The organism is Cupriavidus sp. GW821-FHT02F09 (assembly GCF_059421605.1).
The window spans coordinates 1-14,058 of record NZ_JBWKVH010000032.1; the positions used below are offsets into that span (position 1 = coordinate 1).

At 68.8% G+C, this 14,058-nt stretch carries 11 protein-coding genes; 5 read left to right on the plus strand and 6 right to left on the minus strand.

Annotated elements, in window-relative coordinates; all coding sequences use genetic code 11:
• Nucleotides 1–219: 219 nt before the first annotated feature.
• Both AC07XB_RS27545 and AC07XB_RS27550 read right to left on the minus strand, forming a co-directional pair.
• Nucleotides 220–1,740, minus strand: coding sequence for a CoA-acylating methylmalonate-semialdehyde dehydrogenase (locus AC07XB_RS27545; protein ID WP_492832593.1), 1,521 nt, complete (start codon nucleotides 1,738–1,740; stop codon nucleotides 220–222).
• 88 nt (nucleotides 1,741–1,828) lie between these two features.
• Nucleotides 1,829–2,962 (minus strand): acyl-CoA dehydrogenase family protein, encoded by a 1,134-nt coding sequence (locus tag AC07XB_RS27550; protein ID WP_492832595.1) that lies wholly within the window; start codon nucleotides 2,960–2,962, stop codon nucleotides 1,829–1,831.
• Nucleotides 2,963–3,175: 213 nt separating this feature from the next.
• Between AC07XB_RS27550 and AC07XB_RS27555 the strand changes: the two genes are divergently transcribed.
• Nucleotides 3,176–4,213: an AraC family transcriptional regulator gene (locus tag AC07XB_RS27555; RefSeq protein WP_492832597.1), complete on the plus strand. Its 1,038-nt coding sequence runs from the start codon at nucleotides 3,176–3,178 to the stop codon at nucleotides 4,211–4,213.
• 4 nt (nucleotides 4,214–4,217) lie between these two features.
• Here AC07XB_RS27555 and AC07XB_RS27560 read toward each other — a convergent pair whose 3' ends face one another.
• A complete protein-coding gene (locus AC07XB_RS27560) occupies nucleotides 4,218–5,414 on the minus strand; it encodes a GGDEF domain-containing protein (RefSeq protein WP_492370886.1) in 1,197 nt (398 codons plus the stop codon).
• Nucleotides 5,415–5,686: 272 nt separating this feature from the next.
• Here AC07XB_RS27560 and AC07XB_RS27565 point away from each other — a divergent pair, with 272 nt between their 5' ends.
• The 4 genes from AC07XB_RS27565 to shc all read left to right on the plus strand — a co-directional run bounded on the left by AC07XB_RS27565 (nucleotide 5,687) and on the right by shc (nucleotide 10,461).
• Nucleotides 5,687–6,646, plus strand: a complete 960-nt coding sequence (locus tag AC07XB_RS27565; protein WP_492370885.1) for a LysR family transcriptional regulator — start codon at nucleotides 5,687–5,689, stop codon at nucleotides 6,644–6,646.
• Between the two features lie 240 nt (nucleotides 6,647–6,886).
• The gene (locus AC07XB_RS27570; RefSeq protein ID WP_492370961.1) at nucleotides 6,887–7,657 is read left to right on the plus strand and encodes a substrate-binding domain-containing protein; all 771 of its coding nucleotides are present in this window, start codon (nucleotides 6,887–6,889) and stop codon (nucleotides 7,655–7,657) included.
• Between the two features lie 186 nt (nucleotides 7,658–7,843).
• Nucleotides 7,844–8,419, plus strand: coding sequence for a TetR/AcrR family transcriptional regulator (locus tag AC07XB_RS27575; protein ID WP_492370884.1), 576 nt, complete (start codon nucleotides 7,844–7,846; stop codon nucleotides 8,417–8,419).
• Between the two features lie 128 nt (nucleotides 8,420–8,547).
• Complete coding sequence (shc, locus tag AC07XB_RS27580) at nucleotides 8,548–10,461, plus strand: squalene--hopene cyclase (RefSeq protein ID WP_492832618.1); 1,914 nt, start codon at nucleotides 8,548–8,550, stop codon at nucleotides 10,459–10,461.
• A gap of 49 nt (nucleotides 10,462–10,510) precedes the next feature.
• Here the strand turns inward: shc and AC07XB_RS27585 are convergent, their stop codons facing one another.
• From AC07XB_RS27585 to AC07XB_RS27595, 3 genes are all read right to left on the minus strand, one after another.
• Nucleotides 10,511–10,972 carry a hypothetical protein gene (locus tag AC07XB_RS27585; protein WP_492807261.1) on the minus strand — a complete coding sequence of 154 codons (462 nt, stop codon included), beginning with the start codon at nucleotides 10,970–10,972 and terminating at the stop codon, nucleotides 10,511–10,513.
• Nucleotides 10,973–11,226: 254 nt separating this feature from the next.
• Nucleotides 11,227–12,720, minus strand: coding sequence for an FAD/NAD(P)-binding protein (locus AC07XB_RS27590; RefSeq protein ID WP_492807263.1), 1,494 nt, complete (start codon nucleotides 12,718–12,720; stop codon nucleotides 11,227–11,229).
• 7 nt (nucleotides 12,721–12,727) lie between these two features.
• Entirely contained in the window at nucleotides 12,728–14,029 is a 1,302-nt protein-coding gene (locus AC07XB_RS27595; protein ID WP_492370880.1) for an acyl-CoA dehydrogenase family protein, read from the minus strand.
• Nucleotides 14,030–14,058: the final 29 nt, after the last annotated feature.

Consider the following 14,058-nt stretch of genomic DNA (forward strand, 5'->3'; position numbering starts at 1 on the left):
TTAAGGCGATACTCAGACATGGGTCCCTCTTTTCCGCTCTTTTCGCCGAATCCCGAGGCGCCCCATACGGCCTAGGTAAACCTTGGCGGCTCGCTTCGCATCGCGCATGGCTACACCAAATCGGTGCTCTGACTCTCCTGCTGGTTGGCTCCCCTCTCCCACTTGTGGGAGAGGGGCCGGGGGAGAGGGCGGGCGCTGGCCGAAGCCGATGCTTGCCAATCAGCGCAGGCTGATCGTCGTATTCACCCCATCATTTACCGTTGCGTCGTCAAACCACCTTGCCGTGACGGTCTTCGTCTGCGTATAGAACTGCACCACTTGCTTGCCATAGGGGCCGAGGTCGCCGAGCTTGGAGCCGCGTGAGCCGGTGAAGCTGAAGTAGGGCACGGGTACCGGGATGGGGATGTTGATGCCGACCTGGCCGACGTCGATCTCGCTCTGGAACTTGCGGGCGGCCGCGCCGCTTTGCGTGAATACGCCGGTGCCGTTGCCGAAGGGGTTGCGGTTGACCAGGGCGATGGCTTCGTCCAGCGTGTCGACGCTGATCACTACCAGCACCGGGCCGAAGATCTCCTGCGTGTAGATGGACATCTCGGTGGTGACATCGGCAAACACGGTCGGGCCGATGAAATTGCCTTCGGGGTAGCCGGCTACCTGCACGTTGCGGCCATCGAGCGCCAGCGTGGCGCCTTCGCGTTCGCCGGCTTCGATCAGGCCGAGCACGCGCTGCTTGGCGGCGATGGATACTACCGGGCATACGTCGGTGCCAGGCTCGTTGCCGGCGCCGACCTTGAGCGTGGCGGCCTTTTCCACCAGTTCGGGCAGCCATTCGCGCGCGGCGCCCACCAGCACGGCTACCGAAGTCGCCATGCAGCGCTGGCCGGCCGCGCCGAAGGCTGCGCCGGCCAGCGCGTTGAGCGTGTGCTCGCGGTGCGCGTCGGGCAGCACCACGGCGTGGTTCTTGGCGCCCATCATCGATTGCACGCGCTTGCCGTGCGCGCCGGCGAGGTTGTAGACGTGGGTGCCCACGGCGGTGGAGCCGACGAAGGAAACCGCCTTGATGTCCGGGTGCGTGCACAGCGCGTCCACCACCTCGCGCGCGCCATGGACCACGTTGAGCACGCCGGCGGGCACGCCGGCCTCGATGGCCAGCTTGACCAGTTCCATGGTGGACAGCGGGTCTTGCTCCGATGGCTTGAGCACGAAGGTGTTGCCGCACACGATCGCCATGGGGAACATCCACAGCGGGATCATGGCCGGGAAGTTGAACGGCGTGATGCCGGCGCACACGCCAATCGGCTGCTGCAGGGTGTAGGTGTCGACAGTGGCGGCCACGTTCTCGGCAAAGCCGCCTTGCTGCAGCGTGCCGATCGAGCACGCGTGTTCCACGACCTCAAGCCCGCGGAAGATGTCGCCTTCGGCGTCGGCCAGGGTCTTGCCTTGCTCGGCGGTGAGGATGGCGGCGATGCGCTTGCTGTGCTCGCGGATCAGCGCCTGGTACTTGAGCATGATGCGCAGGCGCGCGCCCAGCGGCGTGTGCCGCCACGTGGCAAAGGCGCGGTGCGCGGCGCCCACGGCGGCATTGACCTCGGCCGCGGTGGCCAGCGGCACCTGCGCCAGCACCTGCTGGGTGGCCGGATTGACCACGGGGCGGAATTCGGTGGCAGCGGACTCCACCCACTCGCCGTTGATCAACAGCTTGACGGTGGGCACGGCGGCGTTGGGGTTCTGGGCACTCATGGGGTGGTCTCCGTCGGTTCTAAGTGTGGGTGGTGCAAGACAGGAAGGTGTTCGGGCAAGTGGTCAGGCAAGTCGTCGGGCAAGCGGCTCAAAGGGTGCGGGCGATCAGCATGCGCTGGATCTCGCTGGTGCCTTCGTAGATCTGCGTAATGCGGGCGTCGCGGTAATGGCGCTCGACCGGGTAGTCTTCCAGGTAGCCGTAGCCGCCATGGATCTGCAGCGCCTTGGAGCACACGCGCTCGGCCAGCTCGGAGGCATAGAGCTTGGCCTGCGAGGCTTCCGACAGGCAGGGCTGGCCGGCCGTGCGCATGTGCGCGGCGCGGTGCACCAGCAGGCGTGCGGCGTTGAGCTCGGTGGCCATGTCGGCCAGCATGTTGGCAATGGGCGCATGCTCGCGCAGCGGGCGGCCAAACTGCACGCGCTCGGCAGCGTAGCGGCAGGCGGCCTCAAAGGCCGAGCGGGCGATGCCGAGTGCCTGCGCGGCAATGCCGATGCGCCCGCCCTCCAGGTTTGACAGGGCAATGCGCAGTCCCTCGCCGGGTTCGCCGAGCAGCGCGTCGTGCGGCACGTGGCAGTCGTCCAGCGTGATGGCGCAGGTGTCGGAGGCGCGGATGCCCATCTTGCGCTCGGGCGTGTGCACCGAGAAGCCGGGCGTATCGGTGGGCACCACGAAGGCCGACAGGCCGCGCTTGCCTTGTGCCGGCTCGGTGGCGGCAAACACGATGGCCACGCCTGCGCGCTGGCCGTTGGTGACGAACTGCTTGCTGCCTGACAGTACCCAGCCATTGTCCGTGGCGTGCGCCCGGGTGCGCAGGTTGTGCGCTTCCGAGCCGGCCTGCGGCTCGGTCAGGCAGAACGCGCCGATGATTTCGCCGCTGGCCAGGCGCGGCAGGTAGCGCTCTTTTTGCGCCTGCGTGCCGTAGTGCAGGATCGGGCCGCAGCCCACCGAGTTGTGCACGCTCATCAGGGTGGCGCAGGCGGCGCAGCCTGCGGCGATTTCCTCGATGGCCAGCGCGTAGGCGATGTAGTCGGTATACGTGCCGCCCCATTCCTCCGGCACGATCATGCCGAGCAGCCCGAGCGCGCCCATCTCCGCCACCACCTCCGGCGGCAACTGGCCGGCACGGTCCCACTCGGCGGCGCAGGGCGCCAGGCGCTCGCTGGCGAAGGCGCGAGCGGTGTCGCGGATCATGGCTTGCTGTTCGCTGAATTCGTGGTGCATGGCGGCTCGGGTTGGGCCGGGATTGGCGTGGGGGCACGCGATCCGGGTGAGGCTGGCGGTCTGGTGGCCCGCACTGGGCGGGAGTGTTGGCAGCAAGTGTAGGAAGACAGGCGAGGCGCTCCTATGCCAGAATCCGCCAACCTTGCTGAACTCGTTTGCCACTGCCGGCAAGCCTGGGCCAGCAAGCCATCCGTTCCCGATCCTTGCCTTTCCATGGAAAAACACAGTGTCGCCATCTGCTTCGTGCATCACGCCATCGCGGGCTTGCGCGCGCGCGGCATCGCGCCGGAGCCGGTGCTGCAGGCGGCGGGCATCGTGCCCGCGCTGCTGGCGGTGCCGCAGGCGCGTGTGTCAGCGGCAAGCTATAGCGCGCTGTGGATGGAGGTGGCCGCCGCGCTGGACGATGAATTCTTTGGCCAGGACTCGCGCCGCATGAAGTGCGGCAGCTTTGCCATGCTGTGCCACGCCATCGTGGGCAGCAAGACGCTGGCGCAGGGGCTGGAGAGGGTGGTGCGTTACTTCGGCTTGCTGCTGGACGATATCGGCGTGCGGCTGGAGCGCGAAGGCGTGGGCGGTGAGCCGGGCGCCGGCAAGCGCGCACGGGCTGCGCTGGTGCTCACGGCCACCTCAAGCCAGCCGCCGAGCGTGTTCGCGCAGGAGACCATGCTGATCATGCTGCACGGGCTGATGAGCTGGCTGCTGCGCCGGCGGGTGCCCGTGCTGCTGGCGGCGTTCAGCTATCCGGAGCCGGCCTATAGCGCCGAATACCGCCTGATGTACTCGCGCCACCTGGCGTTCGGCCAGCCGGCCACGGCGCTGGTGTTCGACGCGGCCTGGCTGGACCAGCCGGTGCACCAGGACGAGCGCAGCCTCAAGGCCTTCCTGCGCGACGCACCGCACAACGTGGTGGTGAAATACACCGACCGCACCAGCATCATGGCGCGCGTGCGGCGCCAGTTGCGCTCGCAGCCGCCGGAGCAGTGGCCCACCTTCGACCGCCTGGCGCACGACGTGCACATGTCGTCATCGTCGCTACGGCGCCGGCTGATGGAGGAGGGCGGGACCTACCAGCAACTGAAGGATGAGATGCGGCGCGACCTGGCCATCGAAGCGCTGAGCCATTCCAGCCGTCCGCTGGCGGAAATCGCGGCCGAGCTTGGCTTTGCCGAGCCGGGTGCGTTCCATCGCGCGTTCCGGCGCTGGACGGGGCTGCGGCCCGGGGCGTACCGGGGCACGCCGTTGCAGGCTTAGAGCGTCAGTGCCTAGTGACCAGTTCGGAGGGCGCGCTGGCTGCTGCCGGGGCAGGCACATGCGCCAGCATGCGGTTGCGTCCCGATAGCTTGGCCATGTAGAGCGCCGTATCGGCGCGCGCGGTGAGCTGCGCCAGGCTCTCGCCGGGGTGCCACCGGGCATAGCCGCCGCTGACCGTGTAGTGCACGGTGCCGAACGGGCCACTGACTCGGCTACCTTCGGCCAGCAGGCGGATGCGCTCGGCGGCAGGGCGGGCCGCTTCCAGCGAACTGGCGGGCAGCAGCACGACGAATTCCTCGCCGCCCATGCGGCCGATGCTGTCAGGCGCGCGCAGGCTGGCGGCGGCCAGGCGCGCGAACTCCACCAGCACGGCGTCGCCCGCGGCATGGCCGAAGGTGTCGTTGACCGCCTTGAAGTGGTCGATGTCGATGATCAGCAGCACGGGCGGAGGGCCGCCGCGCCCGGCGCGCGCCAGCTCGCGCGCGGCCTCGTTCTCGAACGCCTTGCGCGACATCACGCCGGTCAGGAAATCCGTGTTGGCCACGGCCTCGAGCTGGCGCACCATGGCGTCGTGGATCATCAGCACGGCGCCCATGGTGAGGCCCGGCATGGCCAGCGCGCCGAGCACCAGGAAGGCGGCATTCAATCCGGGCGTGCTCGTCGTGGCAGGGTGGTCCATGACCGAGAGCGCGGACAGCACGCCCCGCAATGCATGCGCCGCGGACAGGAAGAAGGCGAACCCGGCGGTGGTCAGGTAATGGCTGGCCGGGCGAGCGCGCGGGCGGTAGCGCACCAGCACGTACCCTGCGCAGGCGCAGAATGTGGCGTGGAATGCCGAGACGATGACCACGCGGGTATTGAAATCATTGAATACATAGCGCCACGTCACGACGCCGGCCACCACGGCGAGGGTGCCGGCGATCATCGCGCGCCAGGGTGGCTGCCGCCCGCAGAAGCGGGCGATGCCCGCATGAAACAATGCCAGCCCCCAAGCCAGCGCGCCGTTGGCCACCACGATCGATAGCGCATCCGGGATCCTGTCGCGCAGTGTAATCAGCAGCAGCGCGACCATGGCCGTCAGGTTGGCTTGCCACCACAGCGTCACGCCCGGCTGGCCGCAGCGCCGCAGCGACCAGACGATCGCCAGCATCATGACGCTAAGGAGCGTCGTAACGGCTAGCAGGGCGAACGGGTCGGACATCTGCAAATTTCCTCCGGTGCAGTGGGTGGGCGTGATGAGGCTTGGTGAGGCGGGTAGTCTCGCCGGGCCTGGCGGCGAAGCTCGCGAGAATACCTCAATGGCGTTGTCCCCATTCACCTACGCACGTGGGGTGTCGGACAACCGCCTGCGGGAGGCCGGTGCGAGAGGACGCGCCGGGGCCGGACGGCTAGAATGCGGGGCGGAACGCTTTGATCGGCGGGGCGCATCAATGCCTGCCTGATCCCTTCATCACTGCCCTAGCCTGGAACACAATGCAACCGATCAGATTTGACCTCGGCGACCTGCAGGCGATGGTGGCCGTGGTGGAGCAAGGCGGCTTCCGCGCTGCCGCCGAGGCTCTCAGCCTGTCGCAGCCGGCCCTGTCGCGTCGTATCGACAAACTGGAGCAGGCGCTCAATGTCAGGCTGTTCGAGCGCACCACGCGCCGCGTCACCCTGACCGTGGTGGGCCGGGAGTTTGTCGGCAAGGCGCGCGCGCTGCTGGCGGAAGTGGAATCTTCCCTGATGGGCATCGGCGACGCGGCCGCGACGCGCTCAGGCGAGGTGACGGTTGCCTGCGTGCCGTCGGCGGCGCATTACTTCCTGCCGGCGGTGATCGCGCGTTTTCATGCGCAATTCCCCAACGTCCGCGTCAAGATGGTGGACGAAGGCGCCAACGTCGTCTTGCACAGCGTGGCCAGCGGCGAGGCGGACTTTGGCCTGAACTTCATCGGCACGCAGGAGGCCGACCTGCTGTTCGAGCCCTTGCTGCGCGATCCTTTCGTGCTGGCTTGCCGACACGACCATCCGCTGGCCCGGCGCCGCTCGGTGAAATGGGCTGAACTTGGCGCCCACACGCTGGTAGCGTTAGCCAAGTCGAGCGGCAACCGGCTGATGCTGGATCTTGCCCTGGCCGAGCTGCCGCTGCGGCCGGCCGCCTTCTACGAAGTGCGCCATGTCAGCAGCGTGCTCGCGCTGGTGGAGGCCGGGCTGGGGGTAGCGGCCGTGCCGCGCCTGGCGCTGCCCGGTGGCGAGCGCGCCACGCTGGTCGCGGTCCCCCTGCGCGATCCTGCCGTGTCCCGCACGCTGGGCATCCTGCGCCGCCGTGGGCGTACGTTGCCGGCGCATGCGCAAGCGCTGTACGACATGGTCGGGCAGGCGGTGGCACGGCGTGGCCGGAGCGCGGCCACATCGGCGCAAGGCGGGGGCGGCAGCGCCGGTATTGATGCGTAAAACCGATCAAATCCAAGAAACATTGCATTATCGCCGTGCGCGGTGCTTGCATAGAATGGTCGGCCTGCGCCGCGGAGACTGAAGCGGGCAGGCCGATTTCCATTTCAATGCCCACAGAGAGCGCATATGACCACGCCGACCATGCTGACCATTGCCGTGCCGTCCCCCGTCAAGGCAGCCCGCAAGCCTGTTTCCCCTTCCCATCTCCCTCGGCAACACAAGCAGCCATGGCTGGCGCTCATGCTGGCCGGCGTGGCCAGCATGGCGCTGGCCGCCGGCAATGCGCTGGCCGACGAGGTCAAGGTCATGAATTCGGGCGGCTTTACCGCGGCCTACAAGGCGCTCGGCCCGGGCTTCGAGAAGGCCACCGGCAATACGCTGTCCACCGCATGGGGCCCCTCGATGGGCAAGTCGCCCGAGGCCATTCCCAACCGGCTCGCGCGCGGCGAGCATGCCGACGTGGTGATCATGGTGGCCTATGCGCTGGATGACCTGATCAAGCAAGGCAAGGTGCTGCCGGACAGCCGGGTCGACCTGGCCGATTCGCGCATCGGCCTGTCGGTGCGCGAGGGCGCGCCCAAGCCGGATATCAGCACCGTCGACGCATTCCGCAAGACCCTGCTGGATGCCAGGTCCATCGCCTACTCGGACAGCGCCAGCGGCGTGTATGTCGAGACGGAGATGTTCAGGAAGCTAGGCATCGAGGCGCAGGTCAAGGGCCGAGCCCACAAGATCGAGAAGACGCCGGTTGGCAGCGTGGTGGCGCAGGGCGAATACCAGATCGGGCTGCAGCAGGTCAGCGAGCTGCTGCCGGTCAAGGGTGCCAGCTTTGTTGGCAAGATTCCCGAGCCTTTGCAGAAAATCACGACATTTGCCGCCGGCGTACCGGTGGGGGCGGAGCATCCTGAGGCCGGGCGCGCGTTGATTCGCTATCTGGCTTCGCCCGCGGCGCGGGGCGAGATCGAGCGCAGCGGCATGGATCCGGTCGTTGGGGATACGCGGAGGCAGTGAGTGTGAGAGGCAGGGCGGGCGTTGGTTGCGCGTTCGCCCTGGCGCTTGCCCTGGCAATCCGGAACGGCGGCGAAGCGGCGCCGGCGGGGCTGCTCCGGCGCGAGGAGACTTCATCCTGAAACGGGTTCTTGGCGCGCCGTGCAACCGGATTCAAAACAATCCGTCTGGATGGTATGATCCGGGCCCATGACACAAGCACACCGCCGAAAGAAGCAGCCCGACGTGCTGCGCCCGCAGCTATTGCACGCTGCGGCGCAGCTCGCCCTCGAATCCGGCCTGCGCGCCGTGACGCTGGATGCGGTGGCGGCGCGTGCCGGCGTCAGCAAGGGTGGCTTGCAGCATCATTTCCGCAACAAGCAGGCGCTGCTGGACGCGCTCTTCGACGATGCGGTTGAGACCTTCAACACCGATGTGGCCGCTGCGATCGCCAGCGACACGCAGGCCGAGGGCCGCGCGGCGCGGGCCTATATGCGGGCGACGTTGCAGGAAGAGCGGAAAGAGGACGCCGCCAGCTATCTGCATCTGCTGCTGGCGCTGATGCTGACCGATGCCGATACACGCGATCGCTGGGCACCACGCATTGCCGAAATCGCGCGCCCCGATCCGCTGCCCGCGGCGGAGGCGGCGAGGCTGATGATTTGCCGCCTGGCGGCTGACGGGCTGTGGCTCGCCGACCTGCTGGGCAGCCAGTCGATGGAACCCGGGCTGAGGGTCGAGGTCCTGCGCCAGCTGGACCAGATGACGCGGTGCCAGCCGCAATGAACGCATGATCGAACGCTCAATTGAGTACCTCACTGAATACCCAACTGAATACCCAGCCAAGCGCTCAATTTGGCCCCTGGCAGGACGCCGGCGCGCCCACGCCGGCCACGCCGGGCGCCGACGCGAATTTGCACCGGGCCATCGACGCGGCCCGAGACGCCCTGCTGAGCCACCAGCATCGCGATGGCCACTGGTGCTTCGAGCTCGAGTCAGATGCCACCATTACTGCGGAGTACATCCTGATGATGCACTTCGTGGACGAAATCGACGCCGATTTGCAGGCGGCGATGGCGGTCTACCTGCGAAGCATCCAGAGGCAAGACCGTCATGGTGGCTGGGACCAGTACCACGGCGGCGCGCTCGACGTGTCATGCAGCGTCAAGGCCTATTTCGCGCTGAAGGCGGCCGGCGACGACCCGGATGCCCCGCACATGGCCCAGGCTCGCCGCGCCATCCTGGCGCAGGGCGGGGCCGCCAAGGCCAATGTTTTCACCCGCATCCTCCTGGCCACATTCGGTCAGGTGCCTTGGCGCGCCACGCCCTTCGTACCGGTCGAGCTCATCCTGTTCCCGCGCTGGGCGCCGGTGCATCTGGACAAGATGGCCTACTGGGCGCGCTCCACGCTGGTGCCGCTGACGGTGCTGTGTTCGTTGCGGGCCAAGGCCATCAATCCGCACCGTGTCGGGGTCAGCGAGCTGTTCGTCACGCCGCCCGAGCACGAGCGGCACTATTTCTCCCGCGAGGGCCTGATGCGCAAGGCCTTTCTGGTGGCCGACAAGTTGGCACGCACGATCGAGCCGTGGATTCCCGCCGCGGTGCGCCGGCGGGCCATCGCCCGCGCGCAAGCCTGGTGCGTGGAGCGCATGAACGGCGAGGATGGCCTGGGCGGGATCTTTCCGCCGATGGTGTACTGGTACGAGATGATGACGCTGCTTGGCGTGCCAAAGACCGATCCGGCACGCGTTACCTGCCTGGCCGCGATCCGCAAGCTCGTGGTGCGCCGCGCCGACGGCTCGGCCTATTGCCAGCCCTGTCTGTCACCGGTGTGGGATACCGCCTGGAGCATCATGGCCTTGCAGCACGCCGGCACCGACGCGTGCACGCAGCAGGCGGTGCAGCGCGCCTACGACTGGCTGGAAGCGCGGCAGGTGCGAGACCTGCGCGGCGATTGGGGCAAGCACGTGCCGGCCTCCGTGCAGCCCGGCGGCTGGGCGTTCCAGTACGCCAATGCCCATTACCCGGACATCGACGACAGCGCCGTGGTAGCCGCCATGCTGGCCGTGCACGCGCGCCGGATCGGCCAGCCCGAGCGCTACCAGGACGCGGTCGCGAGCGCCGTGAAATGGATGGTAGGCCTGCAATCGCGCAATGGCGGCTTTGGCGCCTTCGATGCCAATTGCGATCGCGATTACCTGAACCGCATCCCCTTCGCCGACCACGGCGCCCTGCTGGATCCGCCCACCGAGGACGTTTCCGGGCGTGTGCTGCTATGCATCGGCCTGAGCGGAAACCGCGAAGCGCACGCCGACGCCGTCGAGCGCTGCGTGGCCTATCTGCGCCGCACGCAACGCGCCGACGGCGCCTGGTGGGGACGCTGGGGCAGCAACTATATCTATGGCACCTGGAGCGTGCTGGCGGGCCTGGCGCTGGTGGGCGAGGACGTGCGCCAGCCCTATATCCGCAAGGCAGTCGACTGGCTGCTACGCTGCCAGCATGCCGACGGTGGATGGGGCGAGACCAACGATAGCTACTTCGATGGCTCGCTGGCCGGCACCAATGGGGGCGAGAGCACGCCCAACAGCACCGCCTGGGCGTTGCTGGCCCTCTTCGCCGTGGGCGAGGTGGATACGCCCGCAGTGCGCAGGGGCATTGCTTACCTGCTGGACTGCCAGGCTGGCAGCGGCCTTTGGCAGCATCCGTCGCACAATGCGCCGGGCTTCCCCCGCATCTACTACCTGAAGTACCACGGCTACACCGCCTACTTCCCGCTATGGGCGCTGACGCGCTACCGTCAGCTGGCAAGGCGCCCGGCGGCGAAGTAGGCGCCGAGGTGCCCGGAGGTGCCCCGAGGCGCCCCATACGGCCCCCCGGTCAGTCGCGCATCGCCGGCATGGCGTTGCCCGTCAGCAGTACCGCCGCTTGCTCGCCATACGCCACCACGTAACCGCCGTTGGAGACTTGCCATGCCTGGGCGCCTTGCCGGTCGGCGAACCAGAGTTGCTGGTAGTCGCCGAACTGTCCAAGGTCAAGGCGGTAGCGGTCCAGTACCCTGGCGGGCCGGCCGTCGATGTCGCGTTTGCATGCGGACCAGCTGGCGTAGCCCAGTTCGGCCGCCAGCAGTTGCAGGCAATGCTTGAGCTGCAGGGTGTGGCGCAGCCGGTAGAGTTCCGCGACGCTTTGCATGCGTACCTGCGCGCGGTGGATGCGCCGGATTACCGGTAGCGCCTGCATGGCTTGTTCGGCGTGGAGCTGGCGCAGCAGCCTGCGTGCATGGCGGCGCAGGAAGTCGCTATTGGGGGCGCGAGCTGGTGTGTTGAGCGTTGTGAGCCACATGTCATGTCCTTTGCAATGCCGTTTCCCGCGGCGGCAAAAAAGGTCAACGGTGTGGTTCTTGCAACGAACTGGCGGTGCCGGGCTGGATCGCTCGGCGCCGTACGGTACGGGCAGGCAGGTGCGCTGGCTTTTGCGGGAGCGGGCGCCCTGCCGGCGCCCAGGCGAGATTATATGCCAACGGCGGGTGCGCTTGGCAAGCGTTGCCGCTTTCAGGGTGCGCCTGCCCTTTGGCCGGATGCCAGCCCACCAGCCTGCTAGGCTGCCTGCGCCTCGATCTCGGCCGTTAGTCCGAGTTCCTCCACCAGCCGCGCCGCCAGCGCTGCCGCCTGGTTGCGCACGTCGATGATGGTGCCGGATTCCCACAGCGCCCCGCGCAGCGGCGCGCCCAGTGCGCTGAGGCCCGGCACGAGGCGGCCGCCGCGATCGAATACGCGGCCGTGCGCGTCGCCGTCCAGGCCGGAGCCGGCTGCCGCTGGCCGGACCAGGCCGCGCGCCAGCAGGCTGCGCACCAGCGGCCGGGTGTTGCCGGCGTGCCAGCCGTATTCCGCGCCGGTGCAGTTGATGGCGGCGTCCACCGTGGCCGGGGCTTGCAGTTCGCGGGAGAGGTGCAGAGCCACCCGGACGTGTTTCTCCGCCTTGCCTGCGGGGCCGCGTTGCCAGCCGTTGGCGTTATTCACTTCATTCTTGCCGGCCACGGCTTCGAGCGCGGTGACGCGGGCGGCGTGCACATGCAGGCGGCCCTGCGCACGCACTGCCTCGAAGACCGCGTGCGTGGGCGGTGCCGCGCGATGCAGCAGGTTGTCCCAGAAGGGGCGCACGTGGCGCAGGAAGCGTTGGCGCTCCGGCACGCTGGCGGCTGCCCACAGCGGGGCGATGTAGGTGCGCAGCGCGGGCGGCACGCTCTGCCAGTCGAGGCCCTGGGTGGCCAGCTTGTCGCGCTGGTGGCGCACCCAGCGGACCACGCTGCGGGCGGTGGGCGCGGCGAGCGCTTCGGGCCCGGCAGCGGCGAGGAAGTCGTCGCAGGGGCCGGCGTTGTGGCGCAGCCAGGGCACCAGCGCGCGCCGCGAGAACGCGTGGTAGGTGCCGGTGAAACCGAGCCGCTCCAGCGTGGCAACCACGTCGAGCATGGTCAGGCTGGTGCCGATCAAGGCGATATCGCGCGCGCTTGCGAGCCGGGCCAGTGCATCGGGTTGCCAGGGATCCGGGATGTAGCGGCCGTCGGTTTCCAGTGTGTCGTCTTGTGCCAGCGCTGGCCGTGCCTGCTGCACGCCGGTGGCCAGAACGATGTGGTCGGCGTCCCATGCGCGGCCGTCGGCGCCGCGCACGCGGTGCGGCACGCCGATGGTCACGTCGGTGATTTCCGTGCGTACATGCTCCAGCGTGACGCGTCCGGCGGCCCCGGCCAGGGCGCGCGCCAGGGTGTCTCGCAGGTAGTCGCCATAGACGCTGCGCGGGGCGAAGGCATTGTCGGCCTCGGCTGCGCTGGCATGCCCGTGGCGCACCAGCCATTGCGAGAAGTCCTCCAGCGCTTCGGGATAAAGACTGAAGTTCAGCGCGGGCCCGTTCAGGTAGTGGGCCGGGTCCTGCGTGCTGTAGGCCAGGCCGCGCCCCGGCTCGGCGCGCGGCTCGAACAGGTGGATGGCAAGCGGGGCGCTGCTGTCGCGCAGCAGGCGGATGGCGCTCAGGGTGCCGGCCATGCCGCCGCCGACGATGGCGATGCGGCGCGGCTGGGAATCGGGTCGGGTCATGATGGCCTCAGGCTTGGGTGCCGGGCGGTGTGGCTGCCGCGGCGTGGGTTGCGATGTCGGCCGCCGCGTGCAGGGCCTGCGCGCCGGCGCCGGCCAGGATCGCGTCGTTCTGCGGCGTGTGGATGCGGCTGCAGAGCACGTTACGGTAGTGGCGCTCAAGCGGGTTGCCGCGCGACAGGGCGGGGTTGCCGGCGTGCCTGAGCGCGAGCTCGACGGCGGCGATGGCGTTGTCGGTCACGTTGAGCTTGAGCAGGTTGCTGTCGCTGGCGCTGGCCGGTGCGCCGGCATCGGCATCCGCGCTGAAGCGCTCCAGCAGGATGCGGTTGGCCAGCAGCCAGGCGTCGATGCGGCCCACCGCTTCCTGGAAGCGCGGCAAGGTGGCCAGCGGCGCGCCCAGGCTGCCAGGGGCGCGCAGGTTGAGCCATGCCACGAACCAGTCGCGGGCGCTGCGCGCCACGGCGTCATAAAGCGTGCCGAGCAGGGTCGACGTCCACACGGCCCAGGCCGGGTCGTAGCGCTCGCCCCAGGCGGCGGGCAGGCGCAGGTCGACCGCGTAGGCGGCGGGCAGCGGCGTGTTGTCGAAGACCACGTCGTGGCTGCCGGTGGCGCGCATGCCGAGGTGGTCCCAGGTGGGCACCACGGTGATGCCGGGCGCATCGCGCGGCACCAGGAACACGCCGGTGCGCGGGACCGGCTCATCGGTGCGTCCCCATACGGCCAGCCAGCTCAGGGCCGGGATGCCGGTGGAGTAGATCTTGTGGCCGGACAAGCGCCAGCCATCGCCGTGCCGGCGCGCCACCGTGGCCGGCAGGCCGCCGCGCGCGGGAGACCCCAGCTCGGGCTCCACGCGCAGCGAGTTGATCAGCGCGCCTTGCTCCACCGCGCTGCGCTGCACCTGCTCCCGCACGGGCGCCGGCCATTGCGTGTCCTGCGCCAGGTTGCGGTGGCCAAGGATCTGCATCACCAGCACCAGCGCGGTAGACGGATCTCCGGCGGCAACGTGATGGACGATGCGGCGGACGTCGGCGAGTCCCGCCCCGGCACCGCCAAGCGCGCGCGGCACGGTCAGCGCGAGCAGGCCGAGCTGGTGGAGCTCGGCGATGTTCTCGAAGGCGAAGCTGCCATCGCGGTCATGGGCGGCGGCGCGCGCGGCAAAGCGTTCGGACAAGGCACGCAGTGCTTCGTCGGAGGCAAGCGTGCGGGCCGCGTCGGGCAGTGGCGTGGCCGGCTCGGCTGAGGCAAAGCCGTTCTCGCGATGCCACTGGGAAATCCGCTGCCGGCTGGTGGTGCCGGTGGACTGCAAGCTCATGGTTGCTCCTGTCGTGTGCTTGTGCTGTT